The organism is Plantactinospora solaniradicis, from assembly GCF_042658085.1.
GTDB lineage: Bacteria > Actinomycetota > Actinomycetes > Mycobacteriales > Micromonosporaceae > Plantactinospora > Plantactinospora solaniradicis.
On record NZ_JBHSPR010000032.1, the window covers coordinates 91,279 to 107,131 of the forward strand.

Genomic DNA, 15,853 nt, shown 5'->3' on the forward strand with positions numbered 1-15,853 from the left:
CGGGTGCGGTAGGCCCAGCAGGTCCGCCGTGGTCCGGCCCGGACCGGCCAGCGCGTTGAGGGCGTCGGCGATCTTCTTCTCCTCGTACCGAAAATGCGTCTCCAATACGGCCTCCAGGCCCTCCAACTCGGCGCGTACCCGCATCGCCCGATCCGGATCCGGTTCCGGACCGAGGCCGTTGAGCAGGTCGGTCAGGTTACCCAGGATCTCGGCCAGGATCTGGTGATCGCGCTCCAACTCCGCCAGCACGGGGCGCAACGGCGGAAACTGTTCCGCCAGGGCGGGGAACGCCCCGCCGTCCTCGCCGGTGTGATGTCGGGTCAATGCCGAACAGAAGGCCAGGCAGTGCACGGGCAACGCCGCTGCCGAAATGGCCCGACCGCCCAGCGTCCCGCCGTCAAGATGGGAGTCGACATCCTCGCGGAGCCGGGCGAACTCCTCGCGGAGCCAGATGTGGATCTCGATCAACTGATTGCCGAACGCCAGAATCCGGTCGTCCGATCCGGTGGTTGACACCATGAAAACCCTTGCTGTACCGCGCCTCCATGCCCTCGGTGGTCTTCGTGCCGGGTACACCGCGACGCTGCGGACGAGTTTACCCACGCGCCAGCCGGGATGATGGAACGATGTCGACGGAGTCATCAGCCGGCGAGGCACGCGATGACGGCAGCCGGAGCGCGGGTCGTCAGCGGCGAGCTTTGTGGATCGTCTGGCGTCAGGACGACAACGGCAACCAGTTCGAGGTCGCTCGGCACGAGCGTCGCGCCGACGCAGACGCCCTGGCCGCCACGATGGAGGCTCGCGGACACAAGCAGACGTACTGGGTCGCCGCCGCGGCCGACGCCTGATCACCCGGCAGGAGCGCGCCGGTGATCGTGCTCTCGGCCCTCGCCCGCGTGCCGGAGAGCGTCGTCATGGCTCGGGCGGCCGCGTACCGCTACTGTTCCGTGACGCGTCCACCCTCGGCAACGCCTGTCCCGGCGGCCTCGGGGACCCTCGTACCGGCGGCGTTCGGGCCGGGCACCGGCTGGATCGCCCGGGTCAGCGGTCCGGGGTGTCGACCGGGGCCATCACCCGCAACGCATTCGCGTCGAGCCCGATCTGGACCGGGGTCTGTCCGCACACCTCACCGTCGACCTCGACCGGTGCCGGCCGGTCGGTCTCCACCCAGAGCTCCCCGGTGGCGAGGAACGGCTCGTCGCCGAGGGTGCGGCGGTGGCCGGTCGCCGCGTTCCGGGCCGTGTCGCGCAGCAGGTCCCGGCGCGCCGGGCCGCCCACCGGGTACGCCACCAGCAGCCGGTCGTCGGCGTTCGCGTCCGCCGTGATCGGTCGACCGGCGTGGAAGCCGCCGTTGGCGACGTACAGCTGATGGGTCAGGAACTCCCGCGTCTGCCCGTCGGCCCGCACCGTCATGCGCACCGGGCGGTGCCGGGGCAGCAGCGCCAGGGCGGTGACCGGGTACGCGAGCCGGCCGGTGACCCGCTTGAGTCGCGGCGGCGCCACCAGCATCACCTCGGCCGACAGGCCGATGCCGACGTGGTTGGCGAACGGCATCCCACCGGCGATCCCGAGGTCGACGTCGATCACCTTGCCGTCGGCGAGGGTGGCGATGGCCGCGTCGATGTCGAGCGGAACGCCGACGGTCCGGGCGAAGTTGTTGGTGGTGCCCAGCGGCAACAGGCCGAGCGCGATGTCGCGATGGGCGAGCAGCCGCGCGGCGGCGCCGATCGTGCCGTCCCCGCCACCGACGACGAGCAGGTCCGGTCCCAACTCGGCGGCGACCGCCAGGCTCACTTCGAGTTCTCCCGGCCGATCGACCGGATACGCCCCGAGCAGGGTGAAGCCGGCCGCCGCCAGCCGTGACCGGACGCCGGTGTAGAGCCGGCGGCCCCGGCGAGAGCGGGCGTTGACGACGAGCGCCGCCCGGCGTTGCTGCCGGATGGCCTCGCCCAACTCCTGCTTTGTCCGCATGGGCCCAGACCCTATCGCCAGCCGCCCGCCGGTCGGCACGACGTGGGACGCCCTGACTGCGGCCCGCCGCCGACCGGACATCGGGCGGTCACGAGGAATTCGGGGTGAGCAGGTAGTCGTCGGATTCGGGGCTCCAGCGCAGTTGGACCGCGCCGCTGGTCGCGGCGGCCTTGCAGAACTGGAGGAAGGTGCGGTAGCCGAGCTTCTTCTCGCTGAAGTCGGGCCGGGCCCGCCGAAGCTGGTTCTTGAGGCCGGACAGCGCCACCGCACCCTCCTTGCCGGCCAGGTCCACCACCACGGAGCGAAGGAGTCCGAACGCCACCTCCCGATCACCGTGCTCGGGCAGTGACACCTCGGGATCGCCCTTGGCCGGTCCCTCGGTCAGCTCGATCACGTTGTGCTCGGCGAGGTACCGCAGAAGCTCGCCGAAGGCGCGGAATCCGTAGTTGGACTCGCTGAACGTCGGGTCCTTCCGCAGCAGGGTCCGCTTCAGCGTCGAGGCGGTCACCGCACCGCCGGAACTGCCCTGGAGGCCAGCCACGGTCTGGGCCACGAGGACGGCGAGCGTATCGACGTCGCGCACGGGTTCCTCGACCGCCGGCAACGGCTCCGGCTCCTGCTCCACCTGCTGCGGCTCCGGGCCCGTCGGTCGGGCCGGACGGCCCCGCCGACCCCGTGCGGAGGGGACGTCGACGCCCTCGAGGCGGTCGTAGTACAGGAACTCGTCGCACGCGGGCGGGAGCAGCGCCGAGGTCGAGTTCTCGACGCCGACCCCGATGACCCGCTTGTTGAGTTCGCGAAGCTTGTGGACCAGTGGCGTGAAGTCACTGTCACCGGTGCAGATCACGAACGTCGAGATGTAACCGCGTTCGAAGGCGAGTTCCACGGCGTCGACCGCCATCTTGATGTCGGCGGCGTTCTTGCGCGAGGCACCCATCCGCTGAGGTATCTCGATGAGTTCCACGTGGGACCGGGTGAGCATCCGCCGGTCCTCGTCAAAGTACGACCAGTCGGCGTACGCCCGCCGCGCGATCACCCGCCCCCGCTCGGCGAGGGCGTCGGCGATCGGGCGGAAGTCGAAGCCCATTCCGCCGAGGTGGTCGCGCGCCCCCAACGCGAGGTTCTCGTAGTCGAGGAACAGGGCAATGCGGTCTTCTTGATCCACGCGCGTCAGCCTACGCCCGGCTCGGTGCCGTGGCCGATGACATCGGCTCGGGGGCGCCGGGCGCGTCCCGCCGCAGGGTCACGGGAGTTGGCGGGCCCGGTCGACGATGGCGATCCTGGTCCGGGCGACCTCGCCCACCACCTCGTTCACCTCGGGCCTCGGGCCGGGCGGCGGCCACAGGTGCTGCCCGGACGTGGCCGGCGTCGGTTCCCGGGAACTCACTTTCACTTCCCGGGCGCCGAGATACTCGTGGGTCTTCGCATCGAAGATCAACTCCGTTCGGAAACCGTCGGCCGTCATCGCGACGGCGACGCCACGCCGACCGGCCGGATCCACCGCGTTCGGCAGCACGACAACACCAGGAATGGTCGCGGTCGCCTCGAAGAGCGCGGCCAGCGACCGCGGGGGAACGTACCCCTCCTGGATGAGGTCGCCGACCCGCCGGAACATCCACGGGTCGAGCGGGCTGTCGTCCGGACCGTTCGCCGCCAGGTACGCCCGCATCCCGTCCCGGTCGGTCGGAAGGTTGTCCAGGTACGCCGGCACGCAGCCAGGCCCCGACTCGCGACAGGACGCCTCCAATGGAAGGTGCAGGTCCGGCCGGCCCTGGTGCCCCGGGTCGTAGGCCTTCTCGTCGAGCCAGCCGTCCCGGGTACCGTCCACCGAGGTCCATGATTGCCGGTGCTTGCGAACGGGCGGAATGTACCTGCCGTCGGCGTCGTATCCGTGGAACGCGACGACGGACTCGACGTACACGAACTGATCGGATCGGGGGGTGACGGCCGGCGTCTGCCGGGCCTGCGCGGCCGCCAGCCGCAGCACCGTGCCGGCGTCGAGCGTCGACACCGGCGGACCGGCGACGTCCGATCCCGCGACGTCCGATCCCACGACGTCCGATCCCGCGATGCCGTGCCCGACGGCCACCAGTCCGACCGCCAGGGCGAGCACCAGACCGCCGGCCGGCACCAGCTGCCAACTCCAGCCGGCCGCCGGCCATGCCCGCCGGGTACGGCTGACCAGAGCCGGCACCGGCGGAGCGGCCTCGGTGAGCAGCCGGGCCCTGGCCCTGGCCATCGCCTCGGGGTGGGCCGGCGCCAGTTCGGCCCGGAACTCCGTCATCAGGTCAAGGTCATTCATCGTCGATCCTCTTCAGCAGGTCCAACTCGGGGTGGTCGCGAAGCGCCTCGCGGATGCGGCGGCGGGCGCTGTGCAGGCGGGACCGGACCGTCCCGACCGGGATGTCGAGGGCCCGCGCGACCTCCGGATAGCTCAACTGCGCCTGGCCGACGAGGGTCAGTACCTCCCGCTCCCGTACCGACAGTCGGGCGAGGACGGCCGCGAGCTTGCGGACGTGGTCCTCGGCGTCGATCCGGGACAGCACCCGGTCGGTGTCGCCGTCCAACACCGGGTCGACCCCGGTACGGGCCAGCGCCCGGTACTGGCGTACCTCGGTGCGCTGCTCCCGGCGCAGCAGGTTGGCGGCGATCCCGTAGAGCCAGGGGCGGGCGTCGGGCAGCGAGACGTCATACCGTCCCCGGTTCCGGAACGCCACCAGAAACGTCTCGGCCGCGAGGTCGTCGGCGAGTGAACGGCCGATCCGACGCGCCAGATACCGGTGGATCGCCTCGGCGTGCCGGTCGAAGATCCCGGCGAAGCGTTCCGGCTCGGTCCAGGAGGAGCGGATCAGCTCGTGGTCGCCGGCCGTGCTGGTCACCGCTGCGACCTGCGCGGTGCCGGCCGTCACCGTCGACCGGGCGGCCACGCCGCAGTCCGTTCGCCGACCGCCCCGACGCGTGGTGGGTCTGTCATTGGCTCTCCCCGCGAGGTGTAGGAACCTGTCACCCGTTCTTGCCCGATCGGGCCGGAGCGGTTCGGTTCGGCTCTCCGGGCGGCAGTCGACCGCGCCTGCGGCCAGTTGACCGTGCCTCAGGTCAGGGGCAGCCCGCGTCGTTTCACCAGCGGCAGGTACACCTCGTCGACGATCTCGACGATGGTGGCGTCCGGCACGCTCCTGATGCCTCGGGTGAGGTATTCGTTGCGGAGCAGGTTGATGGCTACGGTGGCGACTCGCGGGTGCAGTGCCTCGGGGTGAGCCTCGCCGCGTGCGACGGCCCGTCCCAGGATGGCCAGCCAGGTACCCACGTTGGCGTCGGCGGTCTGCTCGTGCAAGGCGGCCAGGAGCGCGGGATCGTCGGCGACGCTCGCCAGCAGGCTGTGCAGGATCTTGCCGCGCGGCGAGGCCGCGTCGCTGTTCAACCGGCGCAGCAGGTCCAGCACATCGCCGCGCAGCTCGCCGGTGTCCGACGGCCGCACGTCGGAGTCGACGAGTTGCCGGTAGGCGGCGACGCTGAGGGCCGCACGGCTCGGCCAACGGCGGTAGATCGCGTTCTTGTTGGTGCCGGCCCGCCGCGCGACCGCGTCCATGGTCAGGTCGCGGTATCCGGAGTCGACGAGTTCGTCCGCCGCCGCACGCAGGATCGCCTGCTCCAGCTCGGTTCCACGCCGCCGCGTCGCGGGCGGCGGGGACTGTGGTGAAACGTCCGCAGCCATGGGCGCCTCCTTGAGGGTACTGATGGTACCCCAGAACATCCCCACACTCGCGCTTCCACCTCGACATAGGGTACGGTCGGTACCCTAAATGCGGCTGCGCGGTACACCCGCGCGGGACCATCGGGAGCGATACATGCGAGGCAAGGGCATCACCTACGACACCGGCTTCCTCGTGGGCGGATCGAGCACCCACGAACCCTTCGAGCCCGACGTCGTCAAGCGCGAGATGCGCGTGATCCGCGAGGATCTGCACTGCACGACGGTGCGCGTCACAGGAGGCGACCCAGAGCGGCTGGAGATCGCCGCCCAACACGCCGCCGACGCCGGCCTGGAAGTCTGGTTCTCCCCGTTCCCGAACGACCTCGACACCGGGCAACTGCTCGCCCTGCTCGCCGACTGCGCCGAGCGGGCCGAACGGCTACGCCGCACGGGAGCCGACGTCGTCATGGTCACCGGCGCGGAACTGACCCTTGTTGCCAAGGGCTTCCTGCCCGGCGACACCCTCGCCGACCGGATCGCCCTGATCACCACCGACCCGGCACGCGCACGGGAGGCGATGGTCCAGGCGCCCGCCGCGCTCAACGCGTTCCTCCGCGAGGCCGTGTCCGTCGTCCGGGAACGGTTCGGCGGCAAGGTCACGTACGCCTCGCTGCCATCCGAAACCGTCGACTGGACACCATTCGACTTCGTCTCGGCCGACGCCTACAAGTCCGTCGAGATCGCCGACCAGTACCTCGACGGCATCCGTGCCCTGCTCGCCCACGGCAAACCCGTGGCGATCACCGAATTCGGCTGCACCACCCACCGCGGCGCGGCCGACCTGGGCGCACGAGGGATGTTCATCGTCGAGTGGGACGGCGCCGGAGCCGTCCGGTTGACCGGCGACTACCTGCGCGACGAGGAGGAGCAGGCCGCCTACCTGGAGGAACTCCTGGACATCTTCACCGCCGAAGGCGTCGACACTGCCTTCTGGTGCACCTTCGCCGCCTACAACCTGCCGCACCGCGACACGGGCGATTCCCGCGACGACCTCGACATCGCCTCCTACGGACTCGTGAAGGTGCTGGAGCACGGCCACGGCGAGACCTATCCGGACATGGGTTGGGAACCGAAGAAGGCCTTCACCGCTCTCGCCCGCCATTACGCCACCTGACGAGAGCCACCGGATCAGCCGGCGACAGAGTGCCGTGGAGTCGATCGAGGGCGGCACGCTGCGCCGTGCTGAGCCGGAGGACCGGCGGCCCTCACGTCTCCCGAAGCACGGCACAGCCGCCGGCCGGCAGCACCACGGACTCACCCCGTACCCCGGTCAACAGGTCCACTCCGGACGCCGGCACGGTCACCGCGGCGTCGGTGTGGTTCAACAGGAACAACCAGCTCTCCCCGGCGGCACGCCGCCGAACCGCCTCCACCCCGTCCGGCGCCGCCGGGCAGGTCGGTGCGACACCGGCCGCCCCGGCGGCACCGGCCAGCAGTTCGCGGTACCCGGCGTCGCCCGGCCGGGTCGAGACGTACCAGGCCACTCCGTCGCCGTACCGGTGCCGGGTCACCGCCGGCTGCCCGTCCAGCACCCCGCCGACGTACGTCAGCACGGGCTCGGCGCCGGTCAGCCGGACCGTCTCGGACCAGAGCCGGCCAGTCGTGGTGCCGTCGGACAGTGGCAGCCGCTGCGCGGCGTCGAGCGGGTGGAACTCCTCGACCCGGATCCCGAGCAGGTCGCGGAAGGCACCGGGATAGCCGCCCGGGCGTACCCGGGCGTGTTCGTCGGCGATCCCGCTGAAGTAGCCGACCACCAGGTGACCACCGGCCGCCACGTAGTCGCGCACCTGCCCGGCGTACGCGTCCGAGACCAGGTAGAGCGCCGGCAGCACCAGCAGGGCGTACCCGGAAAGATCGTCACCGGGGGCGACGACGTCGACGCCGTAGCCGGCCCGCCACAGGCACCGGTGCGCCGCCGACACCTCGGCCAGGTAGTCGAGCTGCTCCGACGGCAGTGCCGTGGCCTGCATCGCCCACCAGCAGGCCGCGTCCCAGGCGATCGCCACCTGCGCCTGGACCACTCCGCTGTCCGCCTCGGCCAGCCGTTCGAGGGTCGCGCCGAGCGCCACCGCCTCGGTGAACGCCCGGGTCTGCGGGCCGGCGTGCGGCAGCAGCGCGGAGTGGAAGAGTTCCGCGCCGCCGCGCGAGGCCCGCCACTGGAAGAACATCGCCCCCCGGGAGCCCCGCGCGACGTGGGCCAGGCTGTGCCGGATCATCCGGCCCGGCTCCTTGGCGTGCATCCGGCCGGGCGTGAGGACCAGGTTCGGCGCGCTCTCCATCAACAGCCAGGCCGGTCCGCCGGTGGCCCGCCGGCCCCACGACCGGGCCAGGTCGGCGGCGAACGCGGTCTGCTCCTCCGCGCCCGGTCCGGCCTCGGCCGGGTAGTGGTCGACCGCCACCAGGTCCACCTCGGTCGACCACCGGGTGTGGTCCACCGGAACCCATCCGCCGAGTACGTAGTTGGTGGTCACCGGCACGTCCGGGGTGACCGCGCGGAGCAGGTCGCGCTGCTCGACGTACGCCCCGAGGAGTTCGTCGGAGACGAACCGGCGGAAGTCCAGCAGTTGGCTGGGATTGCCGAGGTACTGGGTGGCCCGGGGCGGCCGGATCTGCTCCCACTCCGAGTAGAACTGGCTCCAGAAGCTGCCGGTCCACGCCTCGTTCAGCCGGTCCAGATCGATGTAGCGCGCCCGCAGCCAGCTCCGGAACGCGGCGGCGACGTGTTCACAGTGACACGTCGTGCCGTACTCGTTGTGCACGTGCCAGAGCGCGAGCGCCGGATGGTCGCGGTACCGACCGGCCAGTGCGGACGCGATCTTACGGGCCGCCGCCCGGTACGCCGGGGCGCTGACGCAGTAGGTGTCCCGGCTGCCGTGACTGAGCCGGACCCCGTCGGCGGTGACCGGCAGCCCCTCCGGGTGCCGCAGCGAGAACCACGGCGGCGGGGACGCGGTGGGCGTCGCCAGCGCCACCCGGATGCCACCGGAGTGCAACAGGTCCAGCACCCGGTCCAGCCACTCGAAGTCGTACCGGCCCAGCTGCGGTTCCAGCCGCGACCAGGCGAAGACCCCGACGGTGACCAGGTTGACCCGGGCCCGGCGCATCAGCTCGACGTCGGCGGGCCAGAGTTCCGGCGGCCACTGCTCCGGGTTGTAGTCCCCGCCGTAGCAGAGCCCGGCCAGTCCCTTGGGCCAACGCACCCGCCACGCCCCTTCCGCCGCGCCCCGCCGCTTCCCACCGCGCCCCGCTCTCGGTCGCTCCCGGTCCCCCCTCGGTCGCCCCGGAATCGCTGGCCTTTGTTGGAACTCCAGCCAAAGTAGGGCGGGTCGGATCTCCCTGTCAACGGAATCGTCTCGACCCAGGACCCAACGACTGTCAACGCGGCGATCACATCGACTCCGCTCACGACGTTGACAGTTTGTTGGGTCACCAAAGAAACTAATAAGAGCCCGCCGGGTGTCACGGTCACCGCCGCCGACAGCCGCGCCGGTCCGCACCCGGGAGCCGAGGAGACCGAATGCCGTACCGACCGCCCCTGGTCCCGCACGAGACGTTCGTCGCCGACCCGCCCGAGCTACCGGTCCGGGCGCCGGGCGAGCACGGACTCTCCGCGCTGACCCGGGCCGAGGTACTCAGCGCGGACGGCCAGGGCGTGACGCTCAAGGCGGGCACCTCGGACGGCGGCTCGCTCGCGGTCCGGATCACCGCCGCCGCGGAGGGCGTGATCCGGGTACGCCTCAGCGAGGACCCGATGGCCCGGGGCCGAACCACCCGCGCCCTGCCCCTGGTGCACCCCCAGCCGTACCAGGCCGAGGTACGGGTGGAGACCGACCGGGTACGCATCGACGCCGGCGCCGTCGTCGCGGAACTGCGCCTCGACCCCTGGCACCTGCGCTTCGTCGACCCCTCCGGGGCTGAACTGGTCAGCCAGAGCCGCGGCGAGCAGGACATCAGCGGACGGCTCCGGACGCTGCCGTTCGGCCGCTCGCTGGTCGACGGCACGGTGGCCGCCTACCACGAGAGTTTCGTCGCCCCCGGCGACGAGCGGTTCGTCGGCCTCGGCGAGAAGTTCACCCCGCTCGACAAGCGCGGCCAGCGGGCGCTGATGTGGAACTTCGACGCCTTCGGCAGCGAGTCCGACCGCTCGCACAAGAACATCCCGCTCTACCTGTCCAGCCGGGGCTACGGAGTGCTGGTCGACAGCGGCATGCCGGTCGAGTTCGACATCTGCCAGTCCACGCACAGCTGCGTACAGATCCTGGTACCGGACGACCTGATCGACTACTACGTACTCGCCGGCCCGACCCCGCCGGAGATCCTGGGCCGGTACGACCGGCTGACCAGCCGGCCGGCGCTGCCGCCGAAGTGGGCCTTCGGCACCTGGATCTCGTCCGGCTTCTTCCGGGACAGCCAGCAGCGGGTGCTGGAGCGGGCCCGACAGATCCGGGACCGTGGCATCCCCTGCGACGTGCTGCACCTGGACTGCTACTGGCAGGTCGCCGGGGCCTGGTCGGACCTGCGCTGGGACGCCGAACAGTTCCCCGACCCGACCGGCATGCTGGCCACCCTGGCCGAACAGGGCTTCAAGGTCAGCCTCTGGATGAACCCGTACGTGATGACCGGCAGCCCGCTGTTCGCCGACGCGGCGGAGGCCGGCTACTTCCTGCGTCGGCCGGACGGCTCGGTCTACGTCGCCGACACCTGGCACGGCAGCCATCCGGCCGGCGGGATCGTCGACTTCACCAATCCGGCGGCGGCCGACTGGTTCGCCAGCCTGCTCCGTCCGCTGCTGGAGCAGGGTGTCAGCGTCTTCAAGACCGACTTCGCCGAGGGCGTACCGGCCGACTCCGTGGCGTACAACGGGATGACCGGCGTCGAGTTGCACAACGTCTACGCGCTGCTCTTCAACGACGTCGTATCGGCGACCACCCAGCAGGTCGCCGGGCACGGCACGGTGTGGGCCCGGTCGTCGTACCTGGGTGGGCAGCGGCACTCGGCGCAGTGGAGCGGGGACGTCAACGCGACGTACCCGGCGATGGCCAGCACACTGCGCGGCGGGCTCAGCCACGGACTCTCCGGGGTGCCGTTCTGGAGCCACGACACCGGCGGGTTCCACGGCACTCCATCACCGGATCTCTACGTACGCTGGGCCCAGTTCGGCGCACTGTCCCCGCTGATCCGGTTCCACGGCACCACCAGCCGGCTGCCCTGGGACTTCCCCGCCGGCGCCGAGCGGGACGCGGTCGACGCGCTCCGGCTGCGGTACCGGCTGATGGCGTACCTCTACTCGGCCGCCGTGGTGGCGGCCCGGACCGGTGCACCGATGATGCGGGCCCTGCTGGTCGACTCCCCCGACGACCCGGCCGCCTGGACGGCCGAGTTGGAGTACCGCCTCGGGCCGGACCTGCTGGTCGCCCCGATGACGAACCCGGAGGGGCGCCGGCACGTGTACCTTCCGGCCGGCGACTGGGTGGACTTCTGGACCGGCGAGGTACACCCGGGCGGCCGGCACCTGCTGGTACGCCGGCCGCTGCGCCAGGTCCCGCTCTTCGTCCGGTTCGGCGCGCTGATCCCGGTGCTGCCGCCGGCCGACCGGGTCGGCGACGCGCCCTTCTCCGACGTCACCGTGCTGAGCTGGGGCGCGACCGATGCCAGCACGGTGGTGCACGACGTCGACGGCGACACGACGATCCGGGCCAGCCGGTCCGGGAACGAGTTCCGGGTCGAGGCCGACGGGCCGCTGTCGATAAGTGGAATCGCCCTCGCCCGGGTGGACGGAGCCCGGCTTCCGGTTCGGCTGCTGCTCGGCGGCGCCGAAGCGGTGCCGGTGCTCCTGGATGGACTACCCACCGTGCGGGGTTGAAGGTCGGGGCGGGGTGCCCAGGTGGGGGGCGCCCCGTCCCCCTTCAAGGTCGCGCCGGTCTCGGCGTACCTCCACCTGGTCAGGCGGCCGGAGTTGCCGCGACGGCGATCGGATCACGCTCCGCCGGTCCGGCGTCGGGCCAGCGACGGGGCTGCCGCAGCACGGTGAGCGCGACGACGAAGGCGGCGACGACCAGCCCGATGGCGACCGTGAAGGCCAACCGGTAGCCGCCGGTCAGCGCCGCCGCCTCGGTCCCGCCGGCCGCGAGCAGGTCCCCGGTCCGGGACGCCGCGAGCGTGGCGAGCACCGCGACGCCGAGGGCCATCCCGATCTGCTGGGTCGTGTTGAACACCCCGGAGGCGAGCCCGGCGTCGTCCTCGCGGGCGCCGGACATCCCGAGACTGGTCAACGCCGGGAGGGCGAGGCCGAAGCCGGCGGTGAGCAGCATGACCGGCAGCAGGTCCGTCAGGTAGTTCGCCTCCACCGGGATCCGCGCCAGCAGCCCGAACACCCCGGCCAGCAGCACGAGCCCGACCAGCAGGACGGTGCGCTCGCCGAACCGCGCGTTGAGCCGGGCGGAGACGCCGAGCGACACCGCGCCGATCACCACGGCCGCGGGCAGCATCGCCAGGCCGGTCCGGGCGGCGCCGTAGTCGAGCACCTTCTGCAGGTAGAGCGCGACCAGGATCTGGAACGCGAAGCAGGCCGCGACCATCAGGATCTGCACCAGGTTGGCCCCGGCGACGCTGCGGGACCGGAAGATCCGTAGCGGCAGGAGTGGGCTCGCCGCGGTGGCCTGTCGGACGACGAACGCGACGAGCAGGATCACGGCGAGCGCGCCGAGCCCCAGGGTGGCGGCCGAGGTCGCGCCGCGCGTCTCGACGTTGACGACGGTGTAGATGCCCAGCATCAGCCCGGCGGTGACCAGCAGCGCGCCGAGTACGTCGGCACCGGCCGCGAGGCCGAGCCCCCGGTCCCTCGGCAGCACGGGACGGGCGACCGCGAGTGCCGCCAGCCCGATCGGCAGGTTGATGAAGAAGATCCAGTGCCAGCTGAACGCGTCGGTGAGCACGCCGCCGAGCACCGATCCGAGGGTCGCGCCGGCGGCGCCGGTGAAGCTGAAGACAGCGATCGCCGTCCCCCGCTCCCGGGGCTCGACGAAGAGCGTCACCAGGATGCCCAGGCTGACGGCGGTGGCCGCCGCGCTGCCGACGCCCTGGAGGAAGCGGGCGATGATCAGTACCGCCGGGGAACCGGCCACGCCTGCCAGGAGTGAGGCGGCGGTGAACAGGGCCGTGCCGGCCAGGAACAGCCGCTTGCGGCCGAGCAGGTCGCCGAGGCGTCCGGCCAGCAGCAGCAGGCTGCCGAAGGCGATCAGGTAGGCGTTCACGACCCAGCTGAGGCCGACGGAGGAGAAGCCCAGGTCGCGCTGGATTGCCGGCATCGCCACGGTCACGATGCTGCCGTCGAGGATGGTCATCAACATCGCCGAGGCGATCACCCCGAGGGCGACCCACCGGGAGCGGGGTGCCGAAGAAGCGGAGGTAACGGACATTCTGTCCTCCTGTCGAGCGGACTGACAGAAGGACCGTACCAAATAGTTTTGATGCAGACTATCTGTCTGCGATCTAGCTCTCCCGCTGCCGGGCCCGGCGTACCGGGGCAGGCGTCTCGACCGGCGCCGCGAGATGCCCGGTCACCAGGCGTTCCATCACCCGCAGGAAGACGACCCGCTCGTCCGGGGACATCGTCGCCAACGCCTCCTCGTGCACCCGGTCCACGATCGCCTGACTCTGCGCCGCCACCCGGGCACCCCGCTCGGTGACGGCGATGATCCGGGCCCGCCGATCCCGCCCGGACGGCCGCCGCTCGGCCAGCCCGGCCGCCTCCAACGCGTCCACGGTGACCACCATCGTGGTCTTGTCCATGTCCCCGATCTCGGCGAGCTGCGCCTGGGTCCGCTCCTCCTCCAGGGCATGCACCAGCACACAGTGCATCCGCGCCGTCAGCCCGATCTCGGCCAACGCCGCCGCCATCCGGGTCCGCAGCACGTGACTGCCGTGGTCCAGCAGGAACGACAGATCCGGCCCGGTCCGGGTCGGCGCCATAGCGGTCATACCGACCAGCATAGCAATCCGATCCGTAACGGATCATCTACCAGCAGTCACATCTGTAAGGAAGGGCCCCCTGTTATCGCTTTCTGCATATAAAGGGCCCCCTCCTAACCGCTGTCAGCCCTTCACGGCGCCGATGATGACGCCCTTGACGAAGTGTCGTTGCACGAACGGGTAGACCAGGACGATCGGCGACACCGTGACGATCACGACGGCCATCTTGATCGCCAGGGTCGGGGGCATCGAGACCCCCACCGCCATCCCCGAGGTGTTCGGGGACTGGCCGGCGAGGATGAAACTCTGCAAGATCCGCTGGATCGGGAACTTCGAGTTGTCGTCCATGTACAGCAGGGCGTTGAACCAGACGTTCCAGTAGCCGACCGCGTAGAACAGGCCGACCACGGCGATCACCGCGCGGGACAGCGGCAGCACGATCCGGGCCAGGATCCGGAACTCGCCGGCACCGTCGATCCGGGCACTGTCCAGCAGCTCCGCCGGAATGTTCTGGAAGAAGGCCCGGATCACCACCAGGTTGAAGACGCTGATCGCGGTCGGCATGATCAGTGCCCAGATGCTGTTCTTCAGCCCGAGCCCGGTGACCACGAGATAGCTGGGCACCATGCCGGGATAGATCAGGAAGGTCAGCAGGAAGTAGAAGAGCAGACCCCGGTGCGCCACCGAGCCGGGCCGGGACAGCCCGTACGCGGCCAGCACGGTCATGGTCAGGCTCACCGCCGTACCCAGCACCGTGACGAGGGTGCTGATCCAGAGCGCCCGGGCGACCAGGCCGCCGGAGAAGATCGTCACGTACGCCGAGAAGTCGATCTCTCTCGGCACCAGGACCAGGCCACCGGCCTCGTTGATGGTCTCCCGGGACGACAGGCTGGTCACCAGGACCACCCAGAGCGGGATCAGCACCGCCAGGACCACTCCGGTGAGGACGGTTCCCCGGGTGACCTGACCGGCCGCGCTCGGCTTCTCCTCCCAGGCCGGTCGACTGGTACGCCGTCGACGCAGGTCCGGAGCCACCTTCCGCGCAGGATCGATGACACTCATGATCGCGAATACACCCCCCGCTCGCCGAGGGCGTGTGCGAACCGGTTGGCGGCCAGGATCAGCACCAATCCGACCACGGCCTTGAACAGGCCGGCCGCCGCCCCGTACCCGTAGTTTCCGGTCGTGATGGAGTTGAAGTAGACGAAGGTGTCCAGCACCTCGGCGGCCTGCCGCCCCACGGCGTCCCGTTGCAGCATGAACTGCTCGAAGCCGACCGAGAGCGCGTCACCCAGCCGCAGGATCAACAGCAGCACGATCACCGGCCGCAGCCCCGGCAGGGTCACGTGCCACAGTCGCCGCCAGCGGCCCGCCCCGTCCACCGCCGACGCCTCGTAGAGATGCTGATCGATCATGGAGAGCGCGGCGAGGAAGACGATCGTGCCCCAACCCACGTCCTTCCATACCGTCTCGGCGGTGACCAGCAGGATGAAGGTGTCCGGATTGGACATGATGTTCCACGGTTCGAGCCCGACGTCGCGCATCTCCTGGGCGAGCAGCCCCGCCCCGCCGAACATCTGCACGAAGAACGTCACCACCAGCACCCAGCTGAAGAAGTGCGGCAGGTAGACGACGGTCTGCACGAAGCCACGCAGCCTCGACGAGAGGATGTTGTGCAGCATGATCGCCAGCACGACCGGCAGCGGGAAGTAGAAGACGAGCTGGAACGCGGTGATCGCCAGGGTGTTCCGCAGCGCGTCCCAGAACGCCGGATCACCGAACAGCGCCTCGAACTGGCCGAACCCGATCCACGGGCTGGACGTGAAGGCCGCCAGCGGCGTGTCCCCGGCGTACGGGTTGTAGTCCTGGAACGCGACCACGTTGCCCAGGGTCGGAAGGTAGTGGAAGACCAGCAGCAACAGGGCGGCCGGGGCCACCATCAGCAGCAACGGCCAGTCCCGGCGCAGCCGGGCCCGCAACGGTGCCCGCTTGGCGCGCCGGCCCCGGCCCCGTCCGTGCCGGACCGGCATTTGTGCCCGGTCGCTGGTGGGGCCCGGACCGGTGGCCGGACTCGGCGGAGCGCCGGCGCCGACACCGACGCCCGTTGCGGCTGGCCCGGATGAGCCGGGCGGGCGGTGCCGGTCGTCACCGGTGCCA

At 70.9% G+C, this 15,853-nt stretch carries 14 protein-coding genes; 3 read left to right on the forward strand and 11 right to left on the reverse strand.

What is annotated here, in order from left to right:
• Positions 1 to 519 (reverse strand): hemerythrin domain-containing protein (locus tag ACFP2T_RS29300; protein WP_377427242.1); only part of this gene is annotated, 519 nt, incomplete at its 3' end.
• A gap of 107 nt (positions 520 to 626) precedes the next feature.
• On the opposite strand from ACFP2T_RS29300, the gene ACFP2T_RS29305 reads away from it, so the two are divergent.
• The gene (locus ACFP2T_RS29305; RefSeq protein ID WP_377427244.1) at positions 627 to 848 is read left to right on the forward strand and encodes a hypothetical protein; all 222 of its coding nucleotides are present in this window, start codon (positions 627 to 629) and stop codon (positions 846 to 848) included.
• 193 nt (positions 849 to 1,041) lie between these two features.
• Here the strand turns inward: ACFP2T_RS29305 and ACFP2T_RS29310 are convergent, their stop codons facing one another.
• From ACFP2T_RS29310 to ACFP2T_RS29330, 5 genes are all read right to left on the reverse strand, one after another.
• A complete protein-coding gene (locus ACFP2T_RS29310; RefSeq protein ID WP_377427245.1) occupies positions 1,042 to 1,971 on the reverse strand; it encodes a diacylglycerol/lipid kinase family protein in 930 nt (309 codons plus the stop codon).
• 88 nt (positions 1,972 to 2,059) lie between these two features.
• Positions 2,060 to 3,136, reverse strand: a complete 1,077-nt coding sequence (locus ACFP2T_RS29315; protein WP_377427247.1) for an NYN domain-containing protein — start codon at positions 3,134 to 3,136, stop codon at positions 2,060 to 2,062.
• Between the two features lie 78 nt (positions 3,137 to 3,214).
• The gene (locus tag ACFP2T_RS29320; RefSeq protein WP_377427249.1) at positions 3,215 to 4,273 is read right to left on the reverse strand and encodes a CU044_5270 family protein; all 1,059 of its coding nucleotides are present in this window, start codon (positions 4,271 to 4,273) and stop codon (positions 3,215 to 3,217) included.
• Entirely contained in the window at positions 4,266 to 4,898 is a 633-nt protein-coding gene (locus ACFP2T_RS29325) for an RNA polymerase sigma factor (protein WP_377427252.1), read from the reverse strand. Before ACFP2T_RS29325 ends, ACFP2T_RS29320 begins: the two co-directional genes overlap by 8 nt.
• Positions 4,899 to 5,062: 164 nt before the next feature.
• Positions 5,063 to 5,686, reverse strand: a complete 624-nt coding sequence (locus ACFP2T_RS29330; RefSeq protein ID WP_377427255.1) for a TetR/AcrR family transcriptional regulator — start codon at positions 5,684 to 5,686, stop codon at positions 5,063 to 5,065.
• Between the two features lie 133 nt (positions 5,687 to 5,819).
• Here ACFP2T_RS29330 and ACFP2T_RS29335 point away from each other — a divergent pair, with 133 nt between their 5' ends.
• Entirely contained in the window at positions 5,820 to 6,839 is a 1,020-nt protein-coding gene (locus ACFP2T_RS29335; protein WP_377427258.1) for a glycoside hydrolase family 113, read from the forward strand.
• 91 nt (positions 6,840 to 6,930) lie between these two features.
• Here the strand turns inward: ACFP2T_RS29335 and ACFP2T_RS29340 are convergent, their stop codons facing one another.
• Positions 6,931 to 8,925 carry a beta-galactosidase gene (locus tag ACFP2T_RS29340; protein ID WP_377427260.1) on the reverse strand — a complete coding sequence of 665 codons (1,995 nt, stop codon included), beginning with the start codon at positions 8,923 to 8,925 and terminating at the stop codon, positions 6,931 to 6,933.
• A gap of 317 nt (positions 8,926 to 9,242) precedes the next feature.
• Here ACFP2T_RS29340 and ACFP2T_RS29345 point away from each other — a divergent pair, with 317 nt between their 5' ends.
• A complete protein-coding gene (locus tag ACFP2T_RS29345) occupies positions 9,243 to 11,588 on the forward strand; it encodes a TIM-barrel domain-containing protein (protein WP_377427261.1) in 2,346 nt (781 codons plus the stop codon).
• Positions 11,589 to 11,667: 79 nt separating this feature from the next.
• Here the strand turns inward: ACFP2T_RS29345 and ACFP2T_RS29350 are convergent, their stop codons facing one another.
• The 4 genes from ACFP2T_RS29350 to ACFP2T_RS29365 form a co-directional block, all read right to left on the reverse strand.
• Positions 11,668 to 13,143, reverse strand: coding sequence for an MFS transporter (locus ACFP2T_RS29350; RefSeq protein ID WP_377427264.1), 1,476 nt, complete (start codon positions 13,141 to 13,143; stop codon positions 11,668 to 11,670).
• A gap of 73 nt (positions 13,144 to 13,216) precedes the next feature.
• On the reverse strand, positions 13,217 to 13,705 hold the full coding sequence (locus ACFP2T_RS29355) for a MarR family winged helix-turn-helix transcriptional regulator (RefSeq protein ID WP_377427266.1): 489 nt from the start codon (positions 13,703 to 13,705) through the stop codon (positions 13,217 to 13,219).
• 114 nt (positions 13,706 to 13,819) lie between these two features.
• Positions 13,820 to 14,758 (reverse strand): carbohydrate ABC transporter permease, encoded by a 939-nt coding sequence (locus ACFP2T_RS29360; protein ID WP_377427267.1) that lies wholly within the window; start codon positions 14,756 to 14,758, stop codon positions 13,820 to 13,822.
• Positions 14,755 to 15,726 carry an ABC transporter permease gene (locus ACFP2T_RS29365; protein ID WP_377428028.1) on the reverse strand — a complete coding sequence of 324 codons (972 nt, stop codon included), beginning with the start codon at positions 15,724 to 15,726 and terminating at the stop codon, positions 14,755 to 14,757. The genes ACFP2T_RS29360 and ACFP2T_RS29365 overlap by 4 nt, the downstream gene beginning before the upstream one ends.
• Between the last annotated feature and the right edge of the window lie 127 nt (positions 15,727 to 15,853).